The 25,576-nt window shown below is 61.8% G+C and carries 23 protein-coding genes; 11 read left to right on the top strand and 12 right to left on the bottom strand.

Annotated features, from left to right (window positions below; all coding sequences use genetic code 11):
- Nucleotides 1-56: 56 nt before the first annotated feature.
- Both ABLV04_RS09225 and ABLV04_RS09220 read left to right on the top strand, forming a co-directional pair.
- Nucleotides 57-956, top strand: a complete 900-nt coding sequence (locus ABLV04_RS09225; RefSeq protein WP_023290194.1) for an ABC transporter substrate-binding protein — start codon at nt 57-59, stop codon at nt 954-956.
- Nucleotides 934-2,358: an LLM class flavin-dependent oxidoreductase gene (locus tag ABLV04_RS09220; RefSeq protein ID WP_306811339.1), complete on the top strand. Its 1,425-nt coding sequence runs from the start codon at nt 934-936 to the stop codon at nt 2,356-2,358. The genes ABLV04_RS09225 and ABLV04_RS09220 overlap by 23 nt, the downstream gene beginning before the upstream one ends.
- A 47-nt stretch (nt 2,359-2,405) precedes the next feature.
- Here the strand turns inward: ABLV04_RS09220 and ABLV04_RS09215 are convergent, their stop codons facing one another.
- The 3 genes from ABLV04_RS09215 to ABLV04_RS09205 form a co-directional block, all read right to left on the bottom strand.
- Nucleotides 2,406-3,206, bottom strand: coding sequence for a PhnD/SsuA/transferrin family substrate-binding protein (locus tag ABLV04_RS09215; protein WP_048335990.1), 801 nt, complete (start codon nt 3,204-3,206; stop codon nt 2,406-2,408).
- Nucleotides 3,199-4,185, bottom strand: coding sequence for a fatty acid desaturase (locus ABLV04_RS09210; RefSeq protein ID WP_075206765.1), 987 nt, complete (start codon nt 4,183-4,185; stop codon nt 3,199-3,201). Before ABLV04_RS09210 ends, ABLV04_RS09215 begins: the two co-directional genes overlap by 8 nt.
- Nucleotides 4,186-4,259: 74 nt before the next feature.
- Nucleotides 4,260-5,468, bottom strand: coding sequence for an ROK family transcriptional regulator (locus tag ABLV04_RS09205; RefSeq protein WP_048297795.1), 1,209 nt, complete (start codon nt 5,466-5,468; stop codon nt 4,260-4,262).
- 214 nt (nt 5,469-5,682) lie between these two features.
- Between ABLV04_RS09205 and ABLV04_RS09200 the strand changes: the two genes are divergently transcribed.
- Genes ABLV04_RS09200 through ugpC form a run of 5 tightly spaced genes read left to right on the top strand, consistent with a single transcriptional unit; the run spans nt 5,683 to nt 10,711 of the window.
- Nucleotides 5,683-6,927 carry an extracellular solute-binding protein gene (locus ABLV04_RS09200; protein WP_117129012.1) on the top strand — a complete coding sequence of 415 codons (1,245 nt, stop codon included), beginning with the start codon at nt 5,683-5,685 and terminating at the stop codon, nt 6,925-6,927.
- 9 nt (nt 6,928-6,936) lie between these two features.
- Nucleotides 6,937-7,845, top strand: coding sequence for a sugar ABC transporter permease (locus tag ABLV04_RS09195; protein WP_180263578.1), 909 nt, complete (start codon nt 6,937-6,939; stop codon nt 7,843-7,845).
- On the top strand, nt 7,835-8,674 hold the full coding sequence (locus tag ABLV04_RS09190; protein ID WP_180265654.1) for a carbohydrate ABC transporter permease: 840 nt from the start codon (nt 7,835-7,837) through the stop codon (nt 8,672-8,674). The genes ABLV04_RS09195 and ABLV04_RS09190 overlap by 11 nt, the downstream gene beginning before the upstream one ends.
- A 2-nt stretch (nt 8,675-8,676) precedes the next feature.
- On the top strand, nt 8,677-9,639 hold the full coding sequence (locus ABLV04_RS09185) for a carbohydrate kinase family protein (protein ID WP_180265584.1): 963 nt from the start codon (nt 8,677-8,679) through the stop codon (nt 9,637-9,639).
- Entirely contained in the window at nt 9,626-10,711 is a 1,086-nt protein-coding gene (gene ugpC / locus ABLV04_RS09180) for a sn-glycerol-3-phosphate ABC transporter ATP-binding protein UgpC (RefSeq protein ID WP_348815622.1), read from the top strand. Before ABLV04_RS09185 ends, ugpC begins: the two co-directional genes overlap by 14 nt.
- Before the next feature lie 61 nt (nt 10,712-10,772).
- Here the strand turns inward: ugpC and ABLV04_RS09175 are convergent, their stop codons facing one another.
- The 5 genes from ABLV04_RS09175 to ABLV04_RS09155 form a co-directional block, all read right to left on the bottom strand.
- Entirely contained in the window at nt 10,773-11,519 is a 747-nt protein-coding gene (locus ABLV04_RS09175; protein ID WP_032453343.1) for a proteasome-type protease, read from the bottom strand.
- 16 nt (nt 11,520-11,535) lie between these two features.
- Nucleotides 11,536-12,351 carry a transglutaminase family protein gene (locus ABLV04_RS09170; protein ID WP_032453344.1) on the bottom strand — a complete coding sequence of 272 codons (816 nt, stop codon included), beginning with the start codon at nt 12,349-12,351 and terminating at the stop codon, nt 11,536-11,538.
- A complete protein-coding gene (locus tag ABLV04_RS09165) occupies nt 12,348-13,277 on the bottom strand; it encodes an alpha-E domain-containing protein (RefSeq protein ID WP_002910835.1) in 930 nt (309 codons plus the stop codon). Before ABLV04_RS09165 ends, ABLV04_RS09170 begins: the two co-directional genes overlap by 4 nt.
- On the bottom strand, nt 13,271-14,710 hold the full coding sequence (locus ABLV04_RS09160) for a circularly permuted type 2 ATP-grasp protein (RefSeq protein ID WP_004180417.1): 1,440 nt from the start codon (nt 14,708-14,710) through the stop codon (nt 13,271-13,273). The genes ABLV04_RS09165 and ABLV04_RS09160 overlap by 7 nt, the downstream gene beginning before the upstream one ends.
- A 68-nt stretch (nt 14,711-14,778) precedes the next feature.
- Nucleotides 14,779-15,198: a hypothetical protein gene (locus ABLV04_RS09155; protein ID WP_257394945.1), complete on the bottom strand. Its 420-nt coding sequence runs from the start codon at nt 15,196-15,198 to the stop codon at nt 14,779-14,781.
- Between ABLV04_RS09155 and ABLV04_RS09150 the strand changes: the two genes are divergently transcribed.
- Together ABLV04_RS09150 and ABLV04_RS09145 are read left to right on the top strand one after the other, a co-directional pair.
- Nucleotides 15,197-16,930: an alpha,alpha-trehalase gene (locus ABLV04_RS09150; protein WP_048297798.1), complete on the top strand. Its 1,734-nt coding sequence runs from the start codon at nt 15,197-15,199 to the stop codon at nt 16,928-16,930. The two genes, ABLV04_RS09155 and ABLV04_RS09150, sit on opposite strands and share 2 nt — an antisense overlap.
- 255 nt (nt 16,931-17,185) lie before the next feature.
- Nucleotides 17,186-19,306, top strand: coding sequence for a TonB-dependent siderophore receptor (locus tag ABLV04_RS09145; protein ID WP_023290201.1), 2,121 nt, complete (start codon nt 17,186-17,188; stop codon nt 19,304-19,306).
- Between the two features lie 41 nt (nt 19,307-19,347).
- On the opposite strand, the gene emtA is transcribed toward ABLV04_RS09145, so the two are convergent.
- Entirely contained in the window at nt 19,348-19,959 is a 612-nt protein-coding gene (gene emtA / locus ABLV04_RS09140) for a membrane-bound lytic murein transglycosylase EmtA (protein WP_048335997.1), read from the bottom strand.
- A 175-nt stretch (nt 19,960-20,134) separates the two neighbouring features.
- On the opposite strand from emtA, the gene ldcA reads away from it, so the two are divergent.
- Both ldcA and ABLV04_RS09130 read left to right on the top strand, forming a co-directional pair.
- Nucleotides 20,135-21,049, top strand: a complete 915-nt coding sequence (gene ldcA, locus ABLV04_RS09135) for a muramoyltetrapeptide carboxypeptidase (protein ID WP_044523947.1) — start codon at nt 20,135-20,137, stop codon at nt 21,047-21,049.
- A 92-nt stretch (nt 21,050-21,141) separates the two neighbouring features.
- Nucleotides 21,142-22,875: a potassium/proton antiporter gene (locus ABLV04_RS09130; protein ID WP_050533798.1), complete on the top strand. Its 1,734-nt coding sequence runs from the start codon at nt 21,142-21,144 to the stop codon at nt 22,873-22,875.
- 16 nt (nt 22,876-22,891) lie between these two features.
- Here the strand turns inward: ABLV04_RS09130 and dadX are convergent, their stop codons facing one another.
- The 3 genes from dadX to ABLV04_RS09115 form a co-directional block, all read right to left on the bottom strand.
- Nucleotides 22,892-23,962 carry a catabolic alanine racemase DadX gene (dadX, locus tag ABLV04_RS09125; RefSeq protein ID WP_110237386.1) on the bottom strand — a complete coding sequence of 357 codons (1,071 nt, stop codon included), beginning with the start codon at nt 23,960-23,962 and terminating at the stop codon, nt 22,892-22,894.
- 9 nt (nt 23,963-23,971) lie between these two features.
- Nucleotides 23,972-25,270: a D-amino acid dehydrogenase gene (locus ABLV04_RS09120; protein WP_180265582.1), complete on the bottom strand. Its 1,299-nt coding sequence runs from the start codon at nt 25,268-25,270 to the stop codon at nt 23,972-23,974.
- A 98-nt stretch (nt 25,271-25,368) separates the two neighbouring features.
- On the bottom strand, nt 25,369-25,515 hold the full coding sequence (locus tag ABLV04_RS09115; RefSeq protein WP_180265581.1) for a hypothetical protein: 147 nt from the start codon (nt 25,513-25,515) through the stop codon (nt 25,369-25,371).
- Nucleotides 25,516-25,576 lie beyond the last annotated feature (61 nt).

Below are 25,576 nucleotides of genomic sequence, written 5' to 3'. Positions count from 1 at the left end.
ACCTGACATTACCCTCAGCGCCTGGCGCTGATTAACCTGAAAATACAAGAGGTATTATGAAGCAATTATTTGGCAAGGCCGTCACCGCCCGTCGATTTCGTCTCTCGCTGCTGGCCGCCGGGCTCTTCAGTCTGAGCGTTAACACCTTTGCCGCCGGCGTCACCGTGGGCGGGGCCAACTTTACCGAAAGCTCCATTCTCGCCAACATCTACGCCAGCGCGCTAAAGAAAAATCATATTGAGGCCAACACCCGTCTCAACCTCGGCAACCGGGAAATTATTATTCCGGCGCTGCAGAGCGGTGAGATCGATATCGTTCCGGAATATCTTGGCGCCCTGCTCAATTTCTATAACGGCAAAACCGAGGCCACCAGCCAGCAGGACGTCAGCGCAGAGCTGGCCCAGGCCCTGCCCGCCGATTTCACCCTGCTGAACCCGGCCCCGGCCACCTCGATCACCGCCTGGGCGGTACGTGCCGAGACCGCGGAGAAATACCATCTGCGCACCCTCTCCGACCTGAAGCCCGTCGCCCCGCAGCTGGTGATCGGCGGACCGCCGGAGCTGGCGGTACGTGCCCTCGGCCTGCCAGGGCTGAAGCGCGTCTATGGTCTTGAGTTCAAAGCGGTGAAATCGCTGGACATGGGTGGGCCGCTCACCCGGCTGGCGCTCAATTCGGGCAAAATCGACGTCGCGACGGTCGTCTCCACCCAGGGCAATCTGGCGAAGGAGAAATGGGTGGTCCTCGAGGATGATAAACATGAACAACCGAGTCAGAACGTGGTGCCGCTGGTGCGCAAAGCCAGTCTGACGCCGGAGATAGGCGCCGTGCTCAATGAGGTCTCCGGCAAATTGGACAATGCCACGCTGATTGCCCTCAACCAGCAGGTAGATCTCCAGCATAAAGATCCGGCGGCCGTCGCCGAACAGTGGGTTAATGCCAACCTATCCCAACACTGACCGTCACCCCGCCACGGATGGCGTTCAGCCGCGAGTCTACGCTATGTCTAACCGACACATGATCCTGAACCTCTTCTTTTATAACCCACAGGGGGATTACCGTTTCTCCTGGCGCCACCCTGACGCGCCTGAAGCGGACATATTTACCCTCGACTATTACGCCAGCCTGGCGCGTAAGGCCGAAGCGGCGACCCTGGACGCTATCTTTGTCGCCGACCATATCGCGGTGTGGGATACGGTGCCCAGCGGCCTGACCCACTACGCCAACGCCCGGCTTGAACCTCTGACGCTGCTCTCCGCCCTCGCCGCGGTAACGGAGCATATCGGCCTGATGGCCACCGCGTCGACCTCCTATAACGAACCCTATAATCTCGCCCGTTACTTTGCCTCGCTGGATTTCCTCAGCAATGGCCGGGCAAGCTGGAATGTGGTGACGTCATGGCTGGAAGAAGAAGCGGCAAACTTCGGTCTGGAGCAGCTTCCCCGCCACGGCACCCGCTACCAGCGGGCCAATGAATTCATCGACGTGGTCACTCGCCTGTGGGATTCCTGGGAAGATGGCGCGGCAATCTTTGATAAAGCGCGCGGAGTCTTCGCCGATGCCGACAAGGTGCATCACCTCGACTATCAGGGCGAGTACTTCCGCGTCCGCGGCCCGCTCAACGTACCTCGCCCGCCGCAGGGCCATCCGCTGCTGGTGCAGGCCGGCTCTTCGGAGGCGGGAAAAGCGCTGGCCGCCGCCTGGTCTGATATGCACTTCGTGTTTATTCATTCGGTCGCCGAGGGGCTGGCCTATCGCGAAGAGATGAACCAGCGGCTGCGCCAGCACGGGCGCGATCCGGCCCATTTCAAAATCATCGCCGGGGTCCTGCCGGTGGTGGTGAACTCCGGCGAGGAGAAGGCGGCCCGCCAGCAGCTTAACGAGCAGCTCATGAGCGACCAGATGGCTATCGATCTGCTCTCCTCTTATCTTCGAATGGATCTCAGCGCCCTGCCGCGGGACCAACCTCTGCCGCCGCTCCCCGATGAGGAGAGCTTTGACGGCATCCGTACCGCGCTGAAGCTTATCCGCCAGTACGATCCGCAGCTCACCCTGCTGGAGTTGGGGAAGTTGTTATTACAGAGTTCTGATAGCTGGCTGCTGCTGGGCAGCGCCGAGGAGATTGCCGCCACCTTAACGGAGACCTGGCAGGCGGGCGCCGCCGATGGGTTCAACCTGATGTTCCCGCTGCTGCCGGGAGACTTTGACCGCTTTATTGACCAGGTGGTGCCGCTTCTGCAGCGTAACGGCGTCATGCGCGACCGCTATCCGCCCGGCACCCTGCGTGAAAAGCTCGGTCTGCCGGCGGTGGAAAACCGCTTCACCGCCCCGTCCCGCCCCGCGTTACCGCCGACGCCGTAGCTTGCCATGGCCCGCCCCGGCGCAGATCGCTGGCCGGGGCATTTTACCTACAGCTGACTGACCCCCAGCGCCGCGGCCTCATCCCGCCACGCCAGCAGCGGAGCATAGGCCTCCCGCGACATATCGCTATAGCCGCAGATCAGCAAGGCGTCGCACAGGCGACGATAGCGCGCATCGCTCACCAGCTGCTGGAGCGCCTCGCGCAGGCTGTTCAGCGTCGCCGCCGGGGTGGCGCCGGCGGTGATCAGCGGCAGGCCTGGCGCGGCCGGGCTCCAGCCGATCGCCGCCAGGCCTGCCAGGGCCTGCGGCTGATGGCGCTGCAGCAGAGCGTAGGTCACGCAGTCGATGGCGGCGATATCGGCGTTTTCCTGCTGCAGCTCGCGCAGCGACTGCCGATGGCTGCCGCTGAACACCACCGCCGAAAAAAATCGCCCCTGCCGGGAGAGCGGCGCGACCATTTTGCGCAGCACGTTGTAGCCAGACTGCGAGTGCTCGGCATTGCACACCGCGCGGCGGCCAAAAAAGTCCGCCAGCATCCGGTGACTATCCGCTTCGCGAACCACCAGCAGGCTGCGGTAGCGGCGCCCCTCGCAACCGGGCGCGGCGTAGTGGAAGCAGCCCACCGTCTGCACCTCCGGCAGCTGGGTCACCAGCGGATAGCCACAGGTCTGGCTCAGCAACAGCCCCGGCTGGCGCCAGTGGGCCAGCAGATCCTCGGGATCGGCCGCCGGAGGGTCCTCCGCCACCCTCACGCCGCGTTCAGCCAGCAGCGACTGCACCGCCAGCCACAGGGCCTGGGTCTGTTGTCGGTGGATGGCATACATAGGAAAGGTCATACGTTCAGCCATGTTCTCCTCCCGCCTGCGCCTGTTCGCCAAAGCCTGGATGGGCGTTCACCGCCACCGCCCGGCGGCTAAAATGGCGTCGCCACTCACCGTACCCGCGCACCAGGAACCCCTGATTACGCTGCAGATAAGCCGCCTGGCGATGCAGATACAGCCGACGTAAAGCGTACCAGGGGACCCCTGGCAGGTCATGGTGTACCGCATGGTAGTTGAGATTGAGGAACAGCACCCGCCAGGGGAGCCCGGCCTCGTTGATCACCGAGCGGGCCAGCGGGTCATCCGCGGCCCGGTGTTCGAGAAAAGAGCGCACTTTGGTCAGGGCCAGCGCCGGGTAGCTCACCGCCAGCACAAACCACAGCGGGGAAAAACCCTGCGCCGCCATCCAGGCCAGCAGACCCGTCAACAGAAACAGATGCAGGCTCCACATGGCGATGGCGCGGCGGTCGCCCGCGCGGAAAGCCCGCAGCGCGCTACGCAGGGTGTGAACGATATCCATCAGCGGCGCCAGCAGCAGACGCCCCCAGAAGGTATTGCGCAGGTGGATAAGGCGGCGCTGCCAGGCAGAGAAGCGCTGCCAGCTTTCCGCCGTCACATAGTACGATTCGGGGTCGTCCTCGGGGTGCGTCAGCAGATGGTTGCGATGGTGCGCCAGATGGCTGTCGCGGTAGACGCCGTAGGGATACCAGACCGCCAGCGGCAGCGTCCCCAGCAGCTGGTTGAACCATGCCAGCCGGGTGGGATGCCCATGGATCAGCTCATGCTGTAAGGACATATACCAGGCGGTAAACCAGATTAGCAGCAGCGTGGCCGGAAACAGTCCCAGCGTCCGCCAGCTCGTCACACAGGCAAACCAGCCGCCGTAAACCGTCACAATCAGCAGCCAGGTCGGCAGCTCGCTGCGCCACAGCCAGCTGCGCGCCAGCTGGCGGATCAGGATGCGCTGTTGGTCATCCACATAGACAGCCGTCTTCTTTTCCGTCACTTCCCATACCTTGCCGTGTTGCCTCATTCCCTCCGAAGATGTGAGATAACACGTTAAATAACAAAGTATTTAATTTACTTAGCTTTGCCAAAAAGCGCGTTTGTATTCACCGCTTTCATCAACACCTGAAACTGCGGATTAAATTCATCAAAGATTGGCAGCGCAGCGGCGCCCAGCGCGGCGGTATCGGTGCCGGTCATCCCCATTTTGACACGCTGCGCCGGCAGGTAACGCCCGCGCACAGACTGATACAGCGGCGGCAGCCGCGCCAGCACTTTCTCCAGCAAGGGGGCGGGCATCATACCGCCCACCACCACCGTCTCGGCATCGAAGACGCACTCCAGCAAATTGATCGCCTGACGCAACGGCGCCAGGATGCTGGTGATCCACTGGTCGAAAAGCGCAGCGTCCACCGACAGCAGATCTTCCGGCAGCGCGCGATAAGGGTCGAGGCCGCAAAACTCATAGGCCGCCTGCAGCGAAACATAGCGCTCAAGACATCCCTCATTCCCGCAATAGCAAGGGCGACCGTTCGGCGCGACCACGATATGCCCGACCTCACCGGCGTTATGGGCATGGCCGGTATACACATGACCATCGGTAAAAATACCGGCGCCCAGACCGGTGCCAATATAGAGATAGACAAAAGAGTTGAGCTGCCGCGCCACGCCGTGAAAGCGTTCGCCAATGGCGGCCACCGTGGCGTCGTTTTCGAGAGTCACCGGCAGGCCGCTGAGTCGCCCGAGCTCCGCCGCTACGTCGATTCCTTCCCAGCCGTTGAGCGTCGTGGGCCCCGTCGACGAGATCCCTTCCACGCCAAAGGGCCCCGGCATCACGACCCCCATCCCCAGCACCCGCGACCAGTCCAGCGTCGGCAGCGCACGGATCTCATCCAGCACCTCAGCGAGGCGGGCAAAGGTCGCACCAGGCTGGGGCTTTTGCACCAGAATGAGTCGGCGAAAATGGACCTCGCCGGCCAGATCCACCAGCACCACAATCAACGTCTGATGATCGAGATGGATGCCAATTGACCAGGCGCTGGCGGGATTGAGGCTCACCGGCACCGCTGGCTGTCCACGGCCGCTGGCGCGCCGCGGTTGGTGGCTGGTCAGGAGATCCATCTGCTCCAGCTCCGCCACAATATTCGACACGGTCTGCGGGGTCAGCGCGGTCAGCCGCGCCAGCTCGGCGCGGGTCAGCTCGCCATGTAAACGCACCGCCTCAATGATCACCCGGCGGTTATGCACCCGGGCATGTTCAAGGTTTGTACCTGATGTTTTCATCGTTTCCCTTCCAGGCTGGACTGGTGAAATTTTAGCCGGCATCACAGATCTGACAACGACCCGCGCAGGCGGGTCTTCGCGATGGCATACCCTTTGCTACGCTTAGTGCTGGGACCACTCGGGAGATGTTGCCGATATTGTCGCCCTGATTAAATCAATCAAATTGATTTAATAAATCATAACCCCTTTCAGTACAGCACAGCGGAGAGCAAAGATGAAATACCACAGCGCACTACGGGTCAACGCCTGTCTGCTGGCGATGCTCGTTATCAGCGGGAGCGTCAGCGCAGCGACCCAGATTAATGCCCTGTTCATGACCCAGGCGGCCTATAGCGAAAACGACATTCGCGCGATGACCAGTGACTTCGAAAAGCAACACCCTGACGTGAAGGTCAATCTCGAATTCGTCCCCTATGAAGCGCTGCACGACAAGATCGTCGCCGCCCGCGGCGCAGGGGGTAACGGCTACGACGTGGTGCTGTTCGACGCGATCTGGCCGGCGGAGTTTAGCCGCTTCGATCTGCTGCAGGATGTCTCCTCACGGATTGCCGTCGACGAGCGCGAGAAGATTTTCCCCGGGGCGATGAATACCGTGGTGTATCAAGGCAAAACCCTCGGCATGCCGTGGATCCTCGACACCAAATATCTGTATTACAACAAAGCCATGCTGGACAAAGCGGGGATCAAAACGCCGCCTGCCAGCTGGCAGCAGGTGATGGACGACGCCAAAGTGCTTAAGGACAAAGGGATCGTCAAATATCCTCTGGTCTGGAGCTGGTCGCAAGCGGAAGCGCTGGTCTGCGATTACACCACCCTCGTCTCCGGCTTCGGCGGGAGCTTTTACCAGAACGGCAAGCTCGATTTTTCGACGCCCGCCTCGCTGAAAGCGGTCACGCTGATGAAAACCTCGCTCGATCAGGGGCTGAGCAACCCGGCATCACGTGAATACCTTGAGGAGGATGTGCGTAAGGCTTTCTCCAATGGCGACGCCGCCTTTGCGCTCAACTGGACCTATATGTACAACATGGCCAACGATCCGAAACAGAGTAAAGTCGCAGGTGATGTTGGCATTGTCCCCGCCCCAGGCGATACCCCGGATAAACCCGGCGCCGTCAACGGTTCAATGGGCCTGGGCATCGCCAAAGCCAGTCAGCATCCGGAAGAGGCCTGGCAGTATATTCACTATCTGACCTCCCAGCCGGTACAGGACAAGTATGCCAAACTGAGCTTGCCGGTGTGGAAAGCCTCGTACCAGGATCCTGCCGTTGCCAAAGGCCAGGAGAGCCTGATCGCCGCCGCCGACAAGTCGTTGAACGTGATGCTCTCTCGTCCCGAAACGGCAGATTACTCGCGCCTGTCAAACACCCTGCAACAGCAGCTTCAGTCGGTACTGCAGGGTAAAGCCACGCCCGACGTCGCCCTCAAGGTGGTCGACACCAGCGCGGCCCGTCTGCGTTAAGGAGGCATGATGCTGAGTCTGCAACGACGCGAGCATCGTCAGGCATGGGTGCTGTTAGCGCCCATGCTAATCGCGATGTTTATCCTCACCGCATGGCCGCTGGCGCGCACGCTGTGGCTGAGTTTTACCGATACCGCGCTGGCCGGAAGCGGCGAGGCGACCCACTACGTCTGGCTGGATAATTATCTTTATGCCCTGACCGACCCGGACTTTCGCGCGGCCTTCGCGCGAACGCTCTATTTCACCGTGGTCTCGGTGGCGATTGAGGGTGCGATCGGCGTACTGGTGGCGCTGTTGTTGAATCAGCGTTTTGTCGGGCGAAATGTCCTGCGGGTGCTGGTGATCCTGCCGTGGGCGTTGCCGACTATCGTCAACGCCATGATGTGGCGGCTTAACTTTAATCCCGACTACGGCAGCGTTAATGCTCTGCTCAGCCAGCTGGGGCTGATTGACAGCTATCGCAGCTGGCTGGGCTCGCCGGATTCTGCGCTGCACGCGGTGATGCTGGCGGATATCTGGAAAAACTACCCGCTGGTCACCCTGCTGGTGCTGGCCGCCCTGCAGTCTGTTCCCGACGATCTGTACGAGGCGGCGCGGCTCGACGGCGCCTCGGCCTGGCGGCGTTTTCGCGCCATTACCTTTCCGGCCATTGTGGGTCCCCTTGGCGTCGCGCTGGTGCTACGCACCATCGATGCCTTCAAAGTGTTCGACATTATCTATGTTATGACCCGCGGCGGCCCACTCGACAGCACCAAAACGCTGAGCTTTTTTGTCTATCAGGAGTCCTTCAGCTACCTGCGCGCCGGCAGCGGCGCGGCCTACGCCATGCTGATGAGCCTGATGTGCGCCGTGCTGATAGCCCTGTATCTGTTTTTGCTGCTGTGTCAGCGGCGCCGGAGTATTGATGATGAAGCGTAAAGGGTACATCGTACTGCGTTACCTGGCGGCGCTGGCGGTGGCGATCTCGATCCTCGCCCCGATGCTGTGGCTGTTTTTGATGAGCGTCAGCACCACCGCGGACCTCACCCGCGTCCCGCTGGAGTGGCTCCCGCGGCAGTGGGACTTCAGCCGCTATGGCCATCTGCTGTCGCTGGCCCCTGGCGAACCCGGGGCGCTGTTTCTTCCCGCGCTGGGCAACAGCCTGCTGGTGGCCGCCGGGGCGACGCTGGTGTCGTTGTTGCTGGCGATCCCTGCCGCCTTCAGCTTTTCGCGTTATCCCGGCCGCGACGGCTGGCTGTACGCCGGCCTCGGCATCTATATGGTGCCGCCCGTGGCCTTTGTGCTGCCGCTCTATTTTATTCTTGAACACTTTGGCCTGCTCAACACCCGCAGCGGGCTGGTGCTGGTCTACTGCTCGCTGATCGTGCCGTTTCTGACGTGGATGGTCAAAAACCAGTTCGATACCCTGCCGCAGGATATCGAACAGGCGGCCCGGCTTGACGGTCTGCGCATCTGGCAGGTCCTGCTGCGCATTACTCTACCGCTGGCGAAACCGATGCTTGGCGCCGCCGCGCTGTTCGGCTGGCTGCTGGCGTGGGACGAGTTTTTCTATGCGCTACTGTTCACCAGCAACCTCGCCGCCCAAACGCTGCCGGTGACCATCGCCGGCTTCACCGCTGGCCGCGCCACCGATGACGGGCTGGTGGCGGCGGTCGGCATACTGGCCTCAGTCCCTCCGCTGTTGATTGCTATCTGGTTGCAAAAATCGCTGGTCAGCGGCCTCACCAGCGGGGGAAGTAAAGGATAACTATGGATAACACCAGGACACCTGTGCTCTATATCGTGGGCAATTACAATATTGATTTAGTGATGGGAACCCTGATCCACTGGCCTGCCCAGGGGACTGAGATGATGCTCGAGCACAGCGCGCTGCGGCCCGGCGGCTCTGCCGGCAACTGCGCGCTGGCCGCCGCCGCCATGCAGCTTCCGCACTGCGCGGTCGGCTGCCAGGGCGACGACGCGTTTACTCCGTGGCTGGCGGCACAGTTTCCCGGCGGCAGCGATCGCTGGCCGCAGTATCCCTGTGAAACCTCACTGACGGTGGCGATCACCCATCCCAACAAAGAGCGCTCCTTCCTCAGCAACCATGGACATATTACCCGCCTGACCGCCGGGGATGTGCTGAGCCAGCTGCCGGCCGCCGCTGGCGAGAGCGATATCGTGTTGCTCTGCGGTACCTTTCTCTGTACCGGGCTGCTGTCCGACTATCCGCAGCTGCTCGCCTCGCTCCGCCAGCGCGGGTTTACCCTTGCCGTCGATACCGGCTGGCCGCCTCAGGGTTGGAGCGACCCGCTGCGTCATGAGGTCGACCGCTGGCTGGGCGACTGCGACTGGCTGTTGCTCAACGACGTTGAAACCCTGCAGCTGGCCGGCCACCCGACCCTCGCCGCAGCCGCCGCAGTCCTGGCGGCACGGCTCAGCGGCCGCGGCGGGTGCGTGGTAAAGCGCGGCGCCGACGGCGCGGACTGCTGGACGACCGACGGCCATCACCATGCGCCGACCCGGCCAGTCACCGTGATCGATACCATCGGCGCTGGTGACAGCTTTAACGCAGGATTTCTTGCCGCACTGCTGAGCGGCAAACCTGCGGCGGCCGCGCTGCGCTGGGGAAATACCGTCGCCGCGCAGGCGATCGGCACCTCCCCGCGCCGCTATCCCGACTGGCATACCCTGCAACATCACCTTGAGGAGGCCACCGATGGCCAGTGTTGAACTGATCGATGTCGCCAAGCGCTACGGCAAACAGACGGTGCTCCAGCCTCTGGACCTCACCATCCCCGACGGCAGCTTTACCGTACTGGTGGGCCCTTCCGGCTGCGGCAAGTCGACCCTGCTGCGCCTGCTGGCCGGTCTCGAAACGCTTTCCGGCGGCACCATTCTGATGAACAAGCGGCCGGTCAACGATCTGGATCCGGCCGACCGCGATGTGGCGATGGTCTTTCAGAGCTACGCGCTCTACCCCCACCTGACGGTGGCGGAGAATCTCGCCTTTCATATGCAGGTCAAAAAGGTGGATAAGCAGTTACAGAAAAGCAAAGTGCAGCAGGTCGCCAGCCTGCTGGGGATTGATAAACTGCTGGCTCGCTATCCGCGTGCGCTCTCCGGCGGCCAGCGCCAGCGGGTGGCGATGGGCCGGGCCATGGTCAGAAACCCCCAGGTTTTCCTGTTCGATGAGCCGCTGTCGAACCTTGACGCCCAGCTGCGGATGGAGCTGCGCGCGGAGATCAAATCCCTTCACCAGCGTATCAATACCACCATGATCTATGTCACCCATGACCAGGTGGAGGCGATGACCCTTGCCGATCAGATTGTGGTGATGCGCGACGGGCAGATCGTCCAGCAGGGGGCGCCGCTGGCCATTTACGACCAGCCCTGCAATACCTTCGTCGCCCGCTTTATCGGCTCCCCGCCGATGAATCTCCTGCCCGGTCAGCGCGCCGTGCGCGACGGCCAGCCCGGCGTCGCCTGCGGCGCGCTGTGGTTTCCGCTGGCCGAACGCTGGCATCAGGCCGTGGCGCAGCAGGGCGATGCCCCGCTGATTGTCGGTCTGCGCCCGCAGGATATTCTGCCGGATGCGCATGGCGCGCCGGCAACGGTAAACATCATGGAGGTGACGGGGGAATCCACCCTGCTGCATCTCGACTGGCAGGGTTTTCCGGTGTATGTGCAGGTTGCCGGCAGGGTGGCGGTCGCGGCGCAGCAGACGTTGGGGCTGACTCTCCGCCGCGAAAACCTGCATCTGTTTGATGCCGCCAGCGGCGAGCGGCTGGCGGAGACGCGCTAAGGGCGAAGGGAGCCGGTCATCATCCGTGTGGCCGGGCTCCGGGCGAGGTCGTGTTCCAGGGCTACTCCTCTTCCCGCTCCGCTGGGGTCCAGGTCGGCAGGGTCCGGAAGGTGTGCAACAGCCCTTCCGACCACGCCTTGCGGATGCGGTTGAAGTAGGGATCGCTGTCGGTGATGCGATGCTGCCCGGCGCTGCTCAGGCTGCCGCTGCGGTAGAGCAGCGTATCCAGCGGCAGACCGACGGACAGATTACTGCGCAGCGTCGAGTCAATGGAGATCAACGCGCAGCACATCGCCTGCTCCAGCGGCGTATCGATGGTCAGCACCCGATCGATGATCGGCTTGCCGTACTTGCTTTCGCCAATCTGGAAATAAGGCGTGTCGCGGGTGGCTTCAATAAAGTTGCCCTCCGGATAAATATGGAACAGACGATGGGTTTCGCCGGCGATCTGGCCGCCAAGCAGCAGGTTGCAGTTGAAGTTGGTGTTACTGCAGTTTTGCTGGTTGCTGCTGTCGCGCTGGATCACCTCCAGCAGCGTTTTCCCGATCAGCATGGCGGCGTCGTAGAGGGAAGTTACCTGCATCAGGTTCGGCTCCTGCTGGGTACGGATCCGCGCGCTGAGCAGGCTTATCACGCTCTGGGTGGTGGCCAGGTTGCCGGCGGATTGCAGCACCAGCACCCGTTCCCCTTCCTGATGGAAAACGTGCAGCTTTTTAAAAGTGGCAATATGGTCGACGCCCGCGTTGGTGCGGGAGTCGGAAGCAAACACCAGTCCATCCGCCAGGCACATGGCCACACAGTAGGTCATTGCGGTTATTCCCGTATTATTGCTGCTGCGCCTGCTGGCTGTGTTCGCGCACTTCAGCGTTGGTTAACATAATCTCCCCGCCGCCGCCCAACCGGGTGCCCCGTACCGGGCAGGCGTCGAGATAATCCAGCCCGGTCGCCAGCCGCAGATGCTGATTCAGACGACGGGTATTATTGGTGATATCAAACGACAGCCAGCGGCCGTCGAGCCACACTTCCGCCCAGGCATGCATCGCCACATGCTGGGCGTTATCGCTGTAGACATAGCCGCTGACGTAGCGCGCCGGGATGTCCAGCGCCCGGCAGCAGGCGAGAAAAACATGGGTATGATCCTGGCACACACCCTTCGCCCGGGCGAAGGCGTCGGCAGCGGAGTCCTGCACCTGGGTCGCGCCGGGGGAGTATGGCATTCTTAACAGCAGATCCGCCATCAGTTGATTCAAACTCTCTTCCGCCGCATCGGGACGATAGAGGCGCTGGGCAAACTCGCGGATCGCCGTATCGGCGCGGGTCAGCGGCGTAGAGCGCAGAAAAACCAGCGGCGACAGCAGCTCGGCCTCTTCATCACGCGTCTCTTCCCCCTCGTCGGCGATATCGACAATCCCGCTGGCGCGGATGGTGATCTCTTTGTGCGGGTTATCCAGCGTCAGCACATGCAGCACATTGCCCCAGCCGTCGGTAGTAGTCACCGCCGCGCCGTCCGGCAGGGTCAGCGTCCAGGCGGTGATGGTCTGCCGTCCGGTGCTGCGCGGCGTCAGGCGCAGATACTGGGTGGAAAACTTCACTTCTTCATCGTAGCCGTAGCGGGTGAGATGATCGATGACCAGTTTCATAAGGCCTCCAGATAGGTTTGTCTGATACTGTCGGACAGGGCGTTAATTCTCGCCAGCAGTCCGTTAAGCGTGGTCTGCAGGTCCGCCTGCGCCAGGTCGTCACGGGTGCTGAAGCGCAGGTCAACGTTGAGCTGATGGGCGAGGCGCAGCGGCTGATAGGAGCGATCGTTGGCGATCTTCTCCAGTTCGCCCACCAGGTCGGCAATGCTGGCGCGCAGCGAACGTGGAATATCGTTACGCAGGATCAGCAGCTCCATCACCGTTTCGCGACTGACCGGCTGGCGGTAGAGGCTGTTGTAAGCTTCGCGGGCGCTGACCGCATTGAGCAGGGTATCCAGCCGGTAGTATTCGCGCACCGGATCCGGATCGTTGGTCAGCTGTTGATCCTTAATCAGCAGCAGCTGGGTGGTGGCGAACGCACGCTCGATCAGCGTGCCGATACCGATAAAGCTCAGGGCGTCGTTGCGCAGCAGCGTGCCAATCACCGCCCCGCGAAACAGATGCACCCGCTCTTTCACCCACTCGAAAAAGCCGTCGCTCCCCAGCTCGCCCAGCCCCTGCTGGCGGAGGGTTCGCAGCTCGATGCGGGTGGCATTGATGCTCTCCCACACTTCGGCCGACAGACTGCCGCGCACCGCGTGCGCGTTGTTCCACGCCATCTCCACGCAGCTGTAAATACTGCAGGGGTTGTTGCCATCGAGGGCAAAAAAGTTAAGCAGATTGCTCATGGTAAAGCGGGCGTGGCGCGCCTGAAACAGCTCGTGGGTCATCGACAAATTTAGCGGCAGCGCCAGATCCCGCGACTGCTGACTGTGGCGGGGGATCATTGATAATTTCCAGGTCACGTCCAGCACCCGGGCGTAGCTCTCCGCCCGCTCAAGATAGCGGGCCATCCAGAACAGTTCACTCGCCGTACGACTTAGCATGATGCGTCATCCTCCATCACCCAGGTATCCTTGGTTCCGCCGCCCTGCGACGAGTTGACCACCAGCGACCCTTCGGTCAGCGCCACGCGGGTCAGGCCGCCAGGCACCAGCCGCATCTCCTGCCCGGACAGTACGTAGGGGCGTAAATCGATATGCCGGGGCGACAGCCCTTCATCAACGAAGGTCGGGCAGGTCGACAGCGCGAGGGTGTCCTGGGCGATATAGTTGGCCGGATTGGCCAGCAGGCGCTGGCGGAAGGCCTCCCGCTCCTCTTTGGTGGAACGCGGGCCGACCAGCATGCCGTAGCCCCCGGCGCCATGGACCTCCTTGACCACCATTAGCTCCAGATTGCTCAGCACGTAGCGCAGGTCCTCCGCTTTCCGGCACTGCCAGGTGGGGATATTGCTGAGGATCGGCTGTTCGCCGAGGTAAAAGCGGATCATCTCCGGGACGTACGGGTAGATCGATTTGTCGTCGGCCACCCCGGTGCCGATGGCGTTGGCCAGCACCACGCCGCCGGCGCGATAAACGGACAGCAGCCCCGGTACGCCGAGCATCGAATCGGCGCGGAAGGCCAGCGGGTCGAGCCAGGCGTCATCGATGCGGCGATAAATCACATCCACCCGCCGCGGCCCCTCGGTGGTGCGCATATACACCGCGCCGTTTTTAATAAACAGGTCGGCGCTTTCCACCAGCTCGACCCCCATCTGCTGCGCCAGGAAGCTGTGCTCGAAGTAGGCGCTGTTGAAGCGACCCGGCGTCATCACCACGACGCAGGGATCATCCACCAGCGAACTTTCGCGCAGGGTCTGCAGGAGGTAGCTCGGGTAGCGCTCCACCGGCGCAATGTGATGCTGCTCGAACATCTCCGGATAGAGGCGCATCATCATCTTACGGTTTTCGAGCATGTAGGAGACGCCGGACGGCGTGCGCAGATTATCCTCCAGCACGTAGTACTGACCGTCATTATTGCGCACCATATCGACGCCGGTGATATGGGCATAGGTGTTGTTTGGCAGGTTGATGCCCTGCATGCACGGCTGATACTGCTCGTTGGCCAGCACCTGCTCGGCCGGGATCAGCCCCGCACGCAGGATATTCTGCTCATGATAGATGTCATAGAGGAAAGCGTTCAGCGCTTTCACCCGCTGGCGTATACCGCGGTCAATGCGCTGCCACTCCCCGGCGGGAATGATCCGCGGCACGCTGTCAAACGGGATCAGCCGCTCGGTTCCTTCATCCTCGCCGTAAACGTTAAAAGTGATGCCGATACGGTGAAAGAGCAGTTCCGCTTGCGCTTTTTTCTGCCGGATAGAGAATTGATCGGTGTTGCGAAACCATTGCCACCAGGCATTATAGTGCGGCCGCTGTTCACCCTGGGCGGTCAGCATCTCGTCATAATAATGCCCGTCAGGAAGCGTTATTTTTATCATGGCCGTCTCCTCCGGTTGTACTCACTTTGTGGTAATCCCGGTAAGAGATAAGCATTAATTATGCCAGGTCATCCGCCGCCGCGGCGTTGTGCAAATCGGTTCTGACCCGCCGTCTGATTGTGCAAAAAATCGCCACGATGGCCGCCTGCGCCCGGCTGCGGTTGCACCGTCGTGAGGCAGGGCGACGATTTTTGCGCCATGGTGGACGCCAGCGCCGTCAGCCAGTGTGCCGCAGGCCGGGCCTCATAGCCCTTCTCGATCCGTTGGTATTCGCCTCCAGCGCGCCGTGGCCAGTGGCCCGGGCGCGTTGGCTTGTCTGTAAGACTAATCGCTTTGCCGGCGGTTGTAGCAGAAAACCAGGCAGGTAAATCCTCTGTTTTCGCGCAAAATGTTACCCCTGACACGCGCAGCGGCAGATATTCGTCTAAGGTTTTTGGATGGCCAAACGTCGTGGCCCGCAGTCGATAATGATAAGGAGAACTCCCCATGACGAGTACTGATGCACATCGTCCCGCTGCTTTGCCCTGTTCCCTGCGCCTGGCGATCGGCGGCGCCCTGCTCGCCCTGATGAGCCTGAATGTCCAGGCGGAAGACGGCAAAACCGCGCCGCCACCCTCGCCGGATATTCTGCTGGGCCCGTTGTTCAATGATGTCCAGAGCGCAAAGCTCTTTGCCGATCAAAAAACCTTCGCCGACGCGATCCCTAACAGCGATCCGCTGATGATCCTTGCCGATTACCGGATGCAAAAAAACCAGGCCAGCTTCGACCTGCGCCACTTCGTCGAGCTGAACTTCACGCTGCCGAAAGAGAACGACACCTATGTGCCGCCCAAAGGGCAAACCCTGCGTCAGCATATCGACGGCCTGTGGCCGGTCCTGACCCGCAGCACCGTCGAGGTGGAAAAGTGGGACTCGCTGCTGCCGCTGCCTAAGCCCTACGTGGTCCCCGGAGGACGCTTTCGCGAAGTCTATTACTGGGACAGCTATTTCACCATGCTGGGTCTTGCCGAAAGCGGTCACTGGGATAAAGTCGAAGATATGGTCGCCAACTTCGCCGCGGAAATTGACACCTGGGGCCATATCCCCAACGGTAACCGCACCTATTACCTCAGCCGTTCGCAGCCCCCCTTCTTCTCCTTTATGGTAAGCCTGCTGGCGACGCACGATGGCGACCAGGTGCTGAAAACCTACCAGCCGCAGCTGGAGAAAGAGTATCGCTACTGGATGGCAGGGGCGGACGCGCTGGCTCCCGGCAGCGCCGACAAACGGGCGGTGCGGATGGCCGATGGCGCGCTGCTCAACCGCTACTGGGACGATAACGACACCCCGCGCCCCGAGTCCTGGCTTGACGACGTCAAAACCGCCAAAAGCAACCCGAATCGTCCGGCCACCGAGATCTATCGCGACCTGCGCTCCGCCGCCGCTTCCGGCTGGGATTTCAGCTCCCGCTGGATGGACAATCCGCAGCAGCTCGCCACCATTCGCACCACCTCGATTGTCCCGGTCGATCTCAATGCCCTGATGTTCCATCTGGAGAAAACCCTCGCCCGCGCCAGTAAAGCTGCGGGGGACAGCGCCGGCGCTACGCGGTACGATGCGCTGGCCAACACCCGCCAGCAGGCTATCGAGAAATACCTGTGGAATGAAAAAGAGGGGTGGTACGCCGATTACGATCTGAAAAGCCACAAGGTGCGCAATCAGCTGACCGCCGCGGCGCTGTTCCCGCTGTACGTCAATGCCGCGTCACGCGAGCGGGCGACGAAAGTGGCGGCAGCCGCCGAGTCGCGGCTGCTCAAACCCGGCGGGCTGACCACCACCACCGTCAACAGCGGCCAGCAGTGGGACGCCCCCAACGGCTGGGCGCCGCTGCAGTGGGTGGCCGTCGAGGGGCTGCAAAACTATGGCCAGCAGAAGATCGCCATGGAGGTCAGCTGGCGTTTCCTGACCAACGTGCAGCATACCTATGACAGCAAACAAAAGCTGGTGGAGAAGTATGATGTGAGTTCGACCGGCACCGGCGGCGGCGGTGGGGAATATCCACTGCAGGACGGTTTTGGCTGGACCAACGGCGTCACCCTTAAGATGCTGGACCTGATCTGCCCGCAGGAGAAACCCTGCGATGCGCTGCCCGCCACCCGTCCGGCGACAACGCCTTCACCACAGGACAAACCCGCCGCTAACGACCCCGCCCCTGCGGCACCGCAAAAGACCGGCTCCTGACGCTGTTCCGCTTCCCCCTACCAAAATCGGTAGGGGTGAAGTGGTCTCCCTGGTCACGACCGTCCCGCGCAGGGCCATTCTGCGGCTCGCGGGAAACACCTCTCCACCCCCTCGCGCTGAACAGATCACCTTTTCGCTTGATTGCACAAATACAAACAATAATAATTCGCATTACTTTTTAACGAATAATGACAGATTCGTTTTTCCCGCGGCGGCGTACAGGAGTACCAGACCGCGCTGGTTCAGGATGATCTTATGAACGTGGCTATTTCTCGAAAACGCCCGAGGCTGCTGTACGCCCTCGCGGTCGCACTTCCCTTCACCGCGCAGGCCGAAGAGACGGTGGTGGTGACGGCCAGCCCGCCGGCGTCTGCCAGCGCGCCGACTGAAGGCTATAGCGCCAGCACCTCGCTCGGGGCGACGAAAACCGACCAGCCGTTAATCACCACCGCCCAGTCGGTGTCGGTTGTCACCCGCCAGCAGATGGCGGATCAGGGGGCGAATACCATCAGCCAGGCGCTGGAATATACCCCAGGGGTCTACTCCAGCTTCGGCGGCGGCGCCACCCGGTTTGACGCCATCTCCCTGCGCGGCTACCACGGCGGCGACGTCGATAACCTGTTCCTCGACGGCATGCGCCTGATGAGCGACGGCGGCAGCCATAACGTTGTGCAGATCGACCCATGGTTTATCGAACGCGTCGATGTGATCCGCGGCCCTTCCTCCGCGCTCTACGGGCAAAGCGTGCCGGGCGGCGTGGTCAACCTGACCTCCAAGCGCCCGCAGTTCAGTCAGCAGGGCCACGTCCGCCTGACTGGCGGAACGCAAAATACCAAAGGTGCGGCCTTCGATTACACCGACGCCATCAATGAGCAGTGGGCATGGCGGCTGATCGGTATGACCCGCAGCAGCGACACGCAGTATGACCATACCCGCGAAGAGCGCTACGCCATTTCGCCTTCCCTGCTGTGGCAGCCGGACAGCGACACCTCGCTGCTGCTGCGCGCCTATCTGCAAAAAGATCCTTCCGGCGGCTATCATGGCTCTTTGCCGCTGGACGGCACCCGCTTCGCGCACAATGGCCGTAAGCTCTCCACCAGCACCAACGAGGGCGATCCGGGAGATGGCTATCAGCGCCGTCAGCAGATCTACAGCTATGAGTTTGACCACCAGTTCACCGACGTCTGGTCGGTCTATTCCGCCGGGAGCTACACCCACACCAACGTCTCCCTCGATCAGGTCTACCAGGTCGGCTGGATAGATGACAGCGATAGTCTGGCCCGCGGCTACAGCGGCTCGCGCGGTTCGCTGGACGGCTGGTCAACCGATAACCGCCTGCGCGCCGATTTCAACACTGGCGATCTGGCGCATACCCTGATCCTCGGCGCCGAATATCATCGCTTCCGCAACGATCTGTGGACCGGCGCCGGCGGCGCGGCGCCGCTTAACCCGTTTACCGGCTATACCGCCCAGACCGGGCATACCGTGACCTACAGCGATGACAATAATCGCCGCTATTACCAGACCGGGCTGTATCTGCAGGATGAGATGGTCTGGGACCGCTGGCATATGGATGTTTCCGCCCGCTATGACCGCATCGTTTCCCAGCAGGTCAGCGACACCCAGGGCACCTCGAACCGCCGTTCAGACGATCATATCAGCGGCCGCGCCTCGCTGTTGTACGCTCTGGACAACGGGCTTTCACCCTATCTGAGCTACAGTCAGGCGATTACCCCGGCGATGCTGCCCGGCGCGGATGGCAAACCATTGAAACCGACCACCGCCGAACAGTTTGAAGCCGGCCTGAAGTTCCAGCCGCCGGGCAGCAGCGACCTCTACAGCATCGCGATTTACGACCTGACGCAAAAGGATGTCGCCACCCGCGACCCGAACATCGCCACCGCCACCTATATTCCTGCGGGGAAAGTGCATTCCCAGGGCGTCGAACTGGAAGCGCACCATCAGATCACGCCGCAGCTGAGCACTATCGCCTCGTATACCTGGAATCGTCTTCGCTTCCAGGACACTAAGGACGGTACCGACAATAACACGCCGCAGCTGACCCCGGATCAGATGGCCTCCTTCTGGGCGCGCTATCAGTTCCCGGCGGGGATCTCGGTGGGCGCCGGCGTCCGCTACATCGGCAAACAGTGGGCGGATGATGCCAACACCGCGCGGCTGCCGTCGGTGACGTTGATGGACGCCATGATGCGGGCCGACCTCGGCGTCTGGTCGCCGGGGCTGAAAGGCGCTTATGTGCAGGTTAACGCCAATAATATCGGCAATCGTGAATACGTTTCCGGCTGCTACGGCACCGGCAACTGCTACTGGGGAGCAGAGCGCAGCGTGATGGCTACCGTCGGCTACGATTTCTGAGGACGTGGCCTCCGGGAGACTCCCGGAGGCCAAACGAGGGATTACATGGCATCCAGCGCTTTCTGCAGCTTCCAGATATAGCGCGGCGCCTGCGGAGCCGGGTGTTTTTTCACCACATGCTCGAAGAACTCATCGGCGTCGAGATCGTTAATCTCGTCAATGGCGTCCTGCCGGTTTGACGAGAAGGTGCGCAACAGCGCGCCCGCGCCGTTGGCGTAGGAGACCACCACCGCATAGCGCATCACCTGCGGGTCTTTGATCCCCGCCAGCGGGCCGTTTTCCAGAATGCTCAGATAGGCGGCCCCCATCGAGATATTCCGTTCCGGGTTTTTCAGCTCACTGACCGACGGCTCGCCGCGCCAGCCCATCCGCCGATAGACATCGCGTCCGGAGGTCGACGGCTTAAGCTGCATCAGCCCGACGGCGCCGGATTTACTCACTACCGCAGGGTTACCGCCCGACTCGATGGCGATAATCGCCGTGATCAGCTGCGGATCCACGCCCCAGGCGGCGCCAGCTTTTTCACTGATCGGCATCCACTGCATCGCCCGCTTCACCGGGACCTCGGGGTTCCACGGCGGATTGGTGTAATCATGTTTCGAACTACAACCGGCCAGAAAAACGACTAAAATAAGCAACCATCTCAATTTCACACATCTATCCTTATCTACCCAAACGCCATCATGCTGCAGAACGACGGCAGCGGTACGTCCCCCGCCCGCCGACAGCCTGATGGATGACGGGTGCGGATTGAAGTTAGCCACCTGGAGATGACAATCGCCATTCCAGGCGGCATCATAACCCTTTCATTCATAGCAAGGAATTATCATGTCTCAGTTTTATCTGGTCGCGCCATCCGGTTATTGCATCAACCAGCAGGCGGCGGCCCGCGGCGTCGAGCGTCTGCAGCAGGCCGGACACGAGGTGGCCCACCAGCAGGTCATTCCCCGCCGGCTGCAGCGTTTCGCCGGGACTGAACATGAACGGCTGGCCGATATTAACCAGCTTGCCCAGCTGCCCGGGCGCAACCGGATCGTCCTCGCGGTGCGCGGCGGCTACGGCGCCAGTCGTCTGCTGCCGCATATCGACTGGCAGGGGCTGATTGCCCGCCAGCAGCGCGACCCGCTGCTGATTTGCGGCCACAGCGATTTCACCGCCATCCAGTCGGGCCTGCTGGCCCTGGGCAATGTCGTCACCTTCAGCGGGCCGATGCTCGCGGGCAACTTCGGCGCGGAGACCCTCGATCCGTTTACCGAACACCATTTCTGGCAGGCGCTGCGCCAGCCGGAATTCACCCTCGAATGGCCGGGCGAAGGGCCGAACTGCCGGGTGGAAGGCACCTTGTGGGGCGGGAATCTGGCGATGCTGACCTCGCTTATCGGCACCCCGTGGCTGCCGGCGATCCGCGACGGCATCCTGGTGGTGGAGGATATCAATGAGCACCCGTTCCGCGTCGAACGCATGCTGCTTCAGCTGTTGCACAGCGGCGTACTGGCGGCGCAGAAGGCGGTGATCTTCGGCAGCTTCACCGGCGGCACGCCGAACGACTATGACGCGGGATACGACCTGCCGCAGGTCTTTGATTACCTGCGCCAGCAGCTCTCTGTACCGATGATTAGCGGACTGGAGTTTGGTCACGAACAGCGCACGGTGACCCTGCCGCTGGGCGCGCGCGCGCGGCTGGTGAATCAGGCGGCGGCCACCACCCTGACAATCAGCGGCCACCCGGTGCTGGCAGAATAAATTTGTCAGACGCATAGGCGGATCCCCTGCGAATTGTTAAAATAGTGTCACTTTTAGCCATTTTTTCACGCCAGTCAGGGAGTACGTGAACATTGGACGCCGCTGCGGTCATTAGTCTGTTTATTCTGGGTTCTGTTTTAGTAACCTGCAGTATCTTATTGAGCTCCTTTTCTTCTCGCCTTGGCATCCCGATTCTGGTCATCTTTCTGGCTATCGGGATGCTGGCAGGCATTGACGGCATCGGCGGCATCCCCTTCGACAACTACCCCTTCGCCTACATGGTGAGTAACCTGGCGCTGGCGGTGATCCTGCTGGACGGCGGGATGCGCACCCAGGCCAGCTCCTTTCGCGTGGCGCTATGGCCGGCGCTGTCGCTGGCGACGGTCGGGGTGCTGATCACTTCGGCGCTCACCGGGATGATGGCGGCCTGGCTGTTCAAACTGGATATGATCGAAGGCCTGCTGATCGGCGCCATTGTCGGCTCCACCGACGCCGCGGCGGTCTTCTCGCTGCTCGGCGGCAAGGGGCTCAACGAGCGCGTCGGCTCGACGCTGGAAATTGAGTCAGGCAGTAACGACCCGATGGCGGTTTTCCTGACCATCACCCTGATCGAAATGATCCAGCAGCACCAGACCGGCCTCAGCTGGATGTTCGCCGTGCATATCATTCAACAGTTTGGCCTCGGGATCGTCATCGGCCTCGGCGGCGGCTACCTGCTGCTGCAGATGATCAACCGCATCGTGCTGCCCGCCGGGCTCTATCCGCTGCTGGCGCTGAGCGGCGGGATCATGATTTTCGCCGTCACCACCACCCTCGACGGCAGCGGTATCCTCGCCGTCTATCTCTGCGGCTTTTTGCTGGGCAACCGGCCGATCCGCAACCGGCACGGTATCCTGCAGAACTTCGACGGTCTGGCGTGGCTGGCGCAAATCGCCATGTTCCTGGTGCTGGGCCTGCTGGTGACGCCCTCCGACCTGCTGCCGATCGCTATCCCGGCGCTGCTGCTGTCGATGTGGATGATTTTCATTGCCCGTCCGCTGTCGGTGTTTGCCGGTCTGCTGCCGTTCCGCGGATTTAACCTCCGTGAACGGGTGTTTATCAGCTGGGTTGGCCTGCGCGGCGCGGTGCCGATTATTCTCGCGGTGTTCCCGATGATGGCCGGCCTGGACAACGCCCGCCTGTTCTTCAATGTCGCCTTCTTCGTGGTGCTGGTGTCGCTACTGCTGCAGGGCACCTCGCTATCGTGGGCGGCGAAAAAAGCCAAAGTGGTGGTGCCGCCCGTCAGCTGGCCCATCTCCCGCGTCGGGCTGGATATTCACCCGGAAAACCCGTGGGAGCAGTTCGTCTACCAGCTGGGGGCCGATAAATGGTGCATCGGCGCGGCGCTACGCGACCTGCATATGCCGCCGGAGACGCGGATTGCCGCGCTGTTTCGCAACAATGCCCTGCTGCACCCCACCGGCAGCACCCGCCTGCGGGAAGGCGATATCCTGTGCGTCATTGGCCGGGAACACGACCTGCCTGCGCTGGGCAAAATGTTCAGCCAGTCGCCGCCGGTGGCGCTCGATCAGCGCTTTTTCGGCGACTTTATCCTTGATGCCGAGGCCCGCTTCGCCGATGTGGCGCAAATCTACGGCATCGACGGCGGAGAGGAGTTCCGCGAACATCAGCAGTCGCTGGGGGAAGTGGTTCAACAGCTGCTGGGCGCCGCGCCGGTGGTGGGCGACCAGGTGGAGTTCGCCGGGATGGTGTGGACAGTAGCGGAAAAAGAGAACGATCACGTACTGAAGGTAGGGGTCCGGGTCGCGGAAGACGAGGCGGAGTGATCCGCCCCGGAATACGTTACAGGGTCACAACCGGCACCCGCGGCGCCAGGGCGCACATCAGCTCATAGCCGACGGTGCCGCAGCTGGCCGCCACGTCGTCGATTTTAATCTCTTTGCCCCACAGTTCGACCGGCGCGCCAATCCCGGCCTGCGGACAGGGGGTTAAATCGACCGCCAGCATATCCATCGACACGCGCCCGACGGTGGTGGTCCGCACGCCGTCCACCAGCACCGGCGTGCCGCTCGGCGCCACCCGCGGATAGCCGTCGGCATAGCCGCAGGCGACGATGCCGATCCGCTGCTCCTGGGTGGTGCGATACAGGCCGCCATAGCCGATCGCCTCGTCGGGGCGCAGGTTCTGCACGGCGATGATTTCGCTGCGCAGGGCCATCACCGGCTTCAGGCCGGTGTTCGCGATGTCCTGCCACTGCCCTGAGGGCGACGCGCCATACAGCACGATGCCCGGTCGAACCCAGTCAAAATGCGCTTCCGGATGCCAGAGGGTCGCCGCCGAGTTGGCCAGCGAGCGCGGGCAATCCAGCCCCTCCGCCGCTTGTTCAATACGGCGCATCGGCTCGACAATCCCCTGCGGGTTCTCCGCCTCCGCGAAGTGCGACATCAGCGTCATCTCGCCGACGTTGCTTATCGCCCGCAGCTGCTGCCAGACGGTATGCACCCGCTCCGGCATAAAGCCCAGCCGGTTCATGCCGCTGTTCACCTTGAGATAGATATCCAGCGGCGCGCGCAGCTTCGCCTGCTGCAGCGCCTTAATCTGCCAGTTGCTGTGAACGCTGGTGGTTAAGCGATATTGATCCAACACCGCCAGCTCATCGGCATGGAAGAAGCCCTCCAGCAGCAGGATCGGACCTTTCCAGCCCTGCTCGCGCAACAGGATCGCCTCTTCCAGGTTGAGCAAGGCGAAACCATCCGCCGCGCTCAACGCACTCCATACCCGCGCCACGCCATGGCCATAAGCATTAGCTTTGACCACCGCCCACAGGCGCGACCCGGGGGCCGCGCGACGCACTATCTGTAAATTCTGCCGCAAGGCCAGCAGGTCGATGCTGGCCACTACCGGACGGGTCATGCAAGCTCCTTAGTTGTGTGCGCCATGCAGATGCTGCGGACGCGCCGGGGTGAACCCGGGGCTGTAGCGGGCGACCGCCAGATCGTCGTAAGGGATCGCCGGCGTGCGGCCGGAGATCAAATCGCTGATAAGCTGCCCTGAGCCGCAGGCCATGGTCCAGCCGAGGGTACCGTGACCAGTGTTGAGCCACAGGTTTTTAAACGCCGTGCGCCCGACCACCGGCGTGCCGTCCGGCGTCATCGGCCGCAGGCCGGTCCAGAAGGTGGCCTGCTCAACGTGGCCGCCGCGCGGGAACAGGTCGCGCACCACCATTTCCAGAGTTTCCCGACGCGGCTGCAGCAGCGCTTTGTTAAAACCGACGATCTCGGCCATACCGCCGACGCGAATGCGCTGATCGAAACGGGTGATGGCGATTTTATACGTCTCATCAAGGATAGTGGAAACCGGCGCGCCGTCTTCCTGGGCAATCGGGATGGTTAACGAATAGCCTTTCAGCGGGTAGACCGGAATATCCACCAGCCCCTTGAGCATCGCCGTCGAGTAGGAGCCGAAGGCCATCACATAGGCGTCGCCTTTGATAATCTCATCGCCGCATTTCACCCCGGCAATGCGATCGCCCTCCTGCAGCAGGGCGTCCACCGGGGTATTGAAGCGGAAGGTGACCCCGGCCTGTTCCGCCATCGCCGCCAGACGGGTGGTAAACAGCTGGCAGTCGCCGGTTTCATCGTTTGGCAGGCGCAGGCCGCCGGTCAGTTTGTGGCTGACCTCCGCCAGCGCGGGCTCCACTTCCGCCAGCCGCTTCGCCTCCAGCAGCTGATACGGCACGCCGGCGTCCTCCAGCACCGCGATGTCGCGGGTGGCGTTTTCATACTGTTTGGCGGTACGGAACAGCTGCAGCGTCCCGCCCTGACGCCCTTCATACTGAATGCCGGTGGTGTCGCGCAGCGCCTTCAGGCAGTCACGGCTGTACTCCGCCAGGCGCACCATCCGGCCTTTGTTCTCCATATAGTGGTGGGTGTCGCAGTTGCGCAGCATCTGCCACATCCACTTCAGCTGGAACGACGTACCGTCAAGGCCGATCGCCAGCGGCGCATGGCGCTGGAACATCCATTTTATCGCCTTCAGCGGCACCCCCGGCGCCGCCCAGGGCGCCGCATAGCCGGGAGAAATCTGCCCGGCGTTGGCCGCGCTGGTCTCCTCTGCCGGACCGGGCTGACGGTCGATAACCGTCACCTCATGACCCGCCTGACTCAAATACCACGCGCTGGCTACCCCAACCACCCCACTTCCCAGTATGACGACACGCATAGCGACTCCGTAACAGTTAAAGAACAATCATCTAATTACAAATTGATAACTCAGATGAAAATATTATTCAACATACGCTTTATTTATGGTGACTTAACTCACAGCAAACCGCACCAGCCCTGCGATGCGAGATTTACGATCTCATGCTGCGCTTTATTTTTACCCAGCATTATATTCTGTAAATAAGCACAAAAAACGGCTTTGAGATGGGGAAATCGCGAAGAAAAGCGATTGGCTGACAACACAGTTTGCTGTGCGGTGTTCTATGCTTGTTTAGAGGTTTTCCGTTCAGAGAAAACCAACAAC

The sequence above is a fragment of the Klebsiella sp. JN_Kp127 genome (assembly GCF_040062505.1).
Taxonomy (GTDB): domain Bacteria; phylum Pseudomonadota; class Gammaproteobacteria; order Enterobacterales; family Enterobacteriaceae; genus Klebsiella; species Klebsiella quasipneumoniae.
Note: the sequence above shows the minus strand (reverse complement) of the source record. Positions and strands in the feature narration are given on the sequence as shown.

What these genes read in the sequence shown, in the direction of transcription:
- ABLV04_RS09120 (WP_180265582.1), bottom strand. Translation starts at nt 25,270, where the DNA reads ATGCGTGTCGTCATACTGGGAAGTGGGGTGGTTGGGGTAGCCAGCGCG.
- ldcA (WP_044523947.1), top strand. Translation starts at nt 20,135, where the DNA reads ATGTCTCAGTTTTATCTGGTCGCGCCATCCGGTTATTGCATCAACCAG.
- ABLV04_RS09190 (WP_180265654.1), top strand. Translation starts at nt 7,835, where the DNA reads ATGAAGCGTAAAGGGTACATCGTACTGCGTTACCTGGCGGCGCTGGCG.
- ABLV04_RS09225 (WP_023290194.1), top strand. Translation starts at nt 57, where the DNA reads ATGAAGCAATTATTTGGCAAGGCCGTCACCGCCCGTCGATTTCGTCTC.
- ABLV04_RS09160 (WP_004180417.1), bottom strand. Translation starts at nt 14,710, where the DNA reads ATGATAAAAATAACGCTTCCTGACGGGCATTATTATGACGAGATGCTG.
- ABLV04_RS09205 (WP_048297795.1), bottom strand. Translation starts at nt 5,468, where the DNA reads ATGAAAACATCAGGTACAAACCTTGAACATGCCCGGGTGCATAACCGC.
- ABLV04_RS09155 (WP_257394945.1), bottom strand. Translation starts at nt 15,198, where the DNA reads ATGGGGAGTTCTCCTTATCATTATCGACTGCGGGCCACGACGTTTGGC.
- ABLV04_RS09185 (WP_180265584.1), top strand. Translation starts at nt 8,677, where the DNA reads ATGGATAACACCAGGACACCTGTGCTCTATATCGTGGGCAATTACAAT.
- ABLV04_RS09175 (WP_032453343.1), bottom strand. Translation starts at nt 11,519, where the DNA reads ATGACCTACTGTGTGGCCATGTGCCTGGCGGATGGACTGGTGTTTGCT.
- ABLV04_RS09165 (WP_002910835.1), bottom strand. Translation starts at nt 13,277, where the DNA reads ATGCTAAGTCGTACGGCGAGTGAACTGTTCTGGATGGCCCGCTATCTT.
- ABLV04_RS09195 (WP_180263578.1), top strand. Translation starts at nt 6,937, where the DNA reads ATGCTGAGTCTGCAACGACGCGAGCATCGTCAGGCATGGGTGCTGTTA.
- ABLV04_RS09200 (WP_117129012.1), top strand. Translation starts at nt 5,683, where the DNA reads ATGAAATACCACAGCGCACTACGGGTCAACGCCTGTCTGCTGGCGATG.
- ABLV04_RS09145 (WP_023290201.1), top strand. Translation starts at nt 17,186, where the DNA reads ATGAACGTGGCTATTTCTCGAAAACGCCCGAGGCTGCTGTACGCCCTC.
- ABLV04_RS09150 (WP_048297798.1), top strand. Translation starts at nt 15,197, where the DNA reads ATGACGAGTACTGATGCACATCGTCCCGCTGCTTTGCCCTGTTCCCTG.
- ABLV04_RS09170 (WP_032453344.1), bottom strand. Translation starts at nt 12,351, where the DNA reads ATGAAACTGGTCATCGATCATCTCACCCGCTACGGCTACGATGAAGAA.
- dadX (WP_110237386.1), bottom strand. Translation starts at nt 23,962, where the DNA reads ATGACCCGTCCGGTAGTGGCCAGCATCGACCTGCTGGCCTTGCGGCAG.
- ABLV04_RS09215 (WP_048335990.1), bottom strand. Translation starts at nt 3,206, where the DNA reads ATGGCTGAACGTATGACCTTTCCTATGTATGCCATCCACCGACAACAG.
- ugpC (WP_348815622.1), top strand. Translation starts at nt 9,626, where the DNA reads ATGGCCAGTGTTGAACTGATCGATGTCGCCAAGCGCTACGGCAAACAG.
- ABLV04_RS09220 (WP_306811339.1), top strand. Translation starts at nt 934, where the DNA reads ATGCCAACCTATCCCAACACTGACCGTCACCCCGCCACGGATGGCGTT.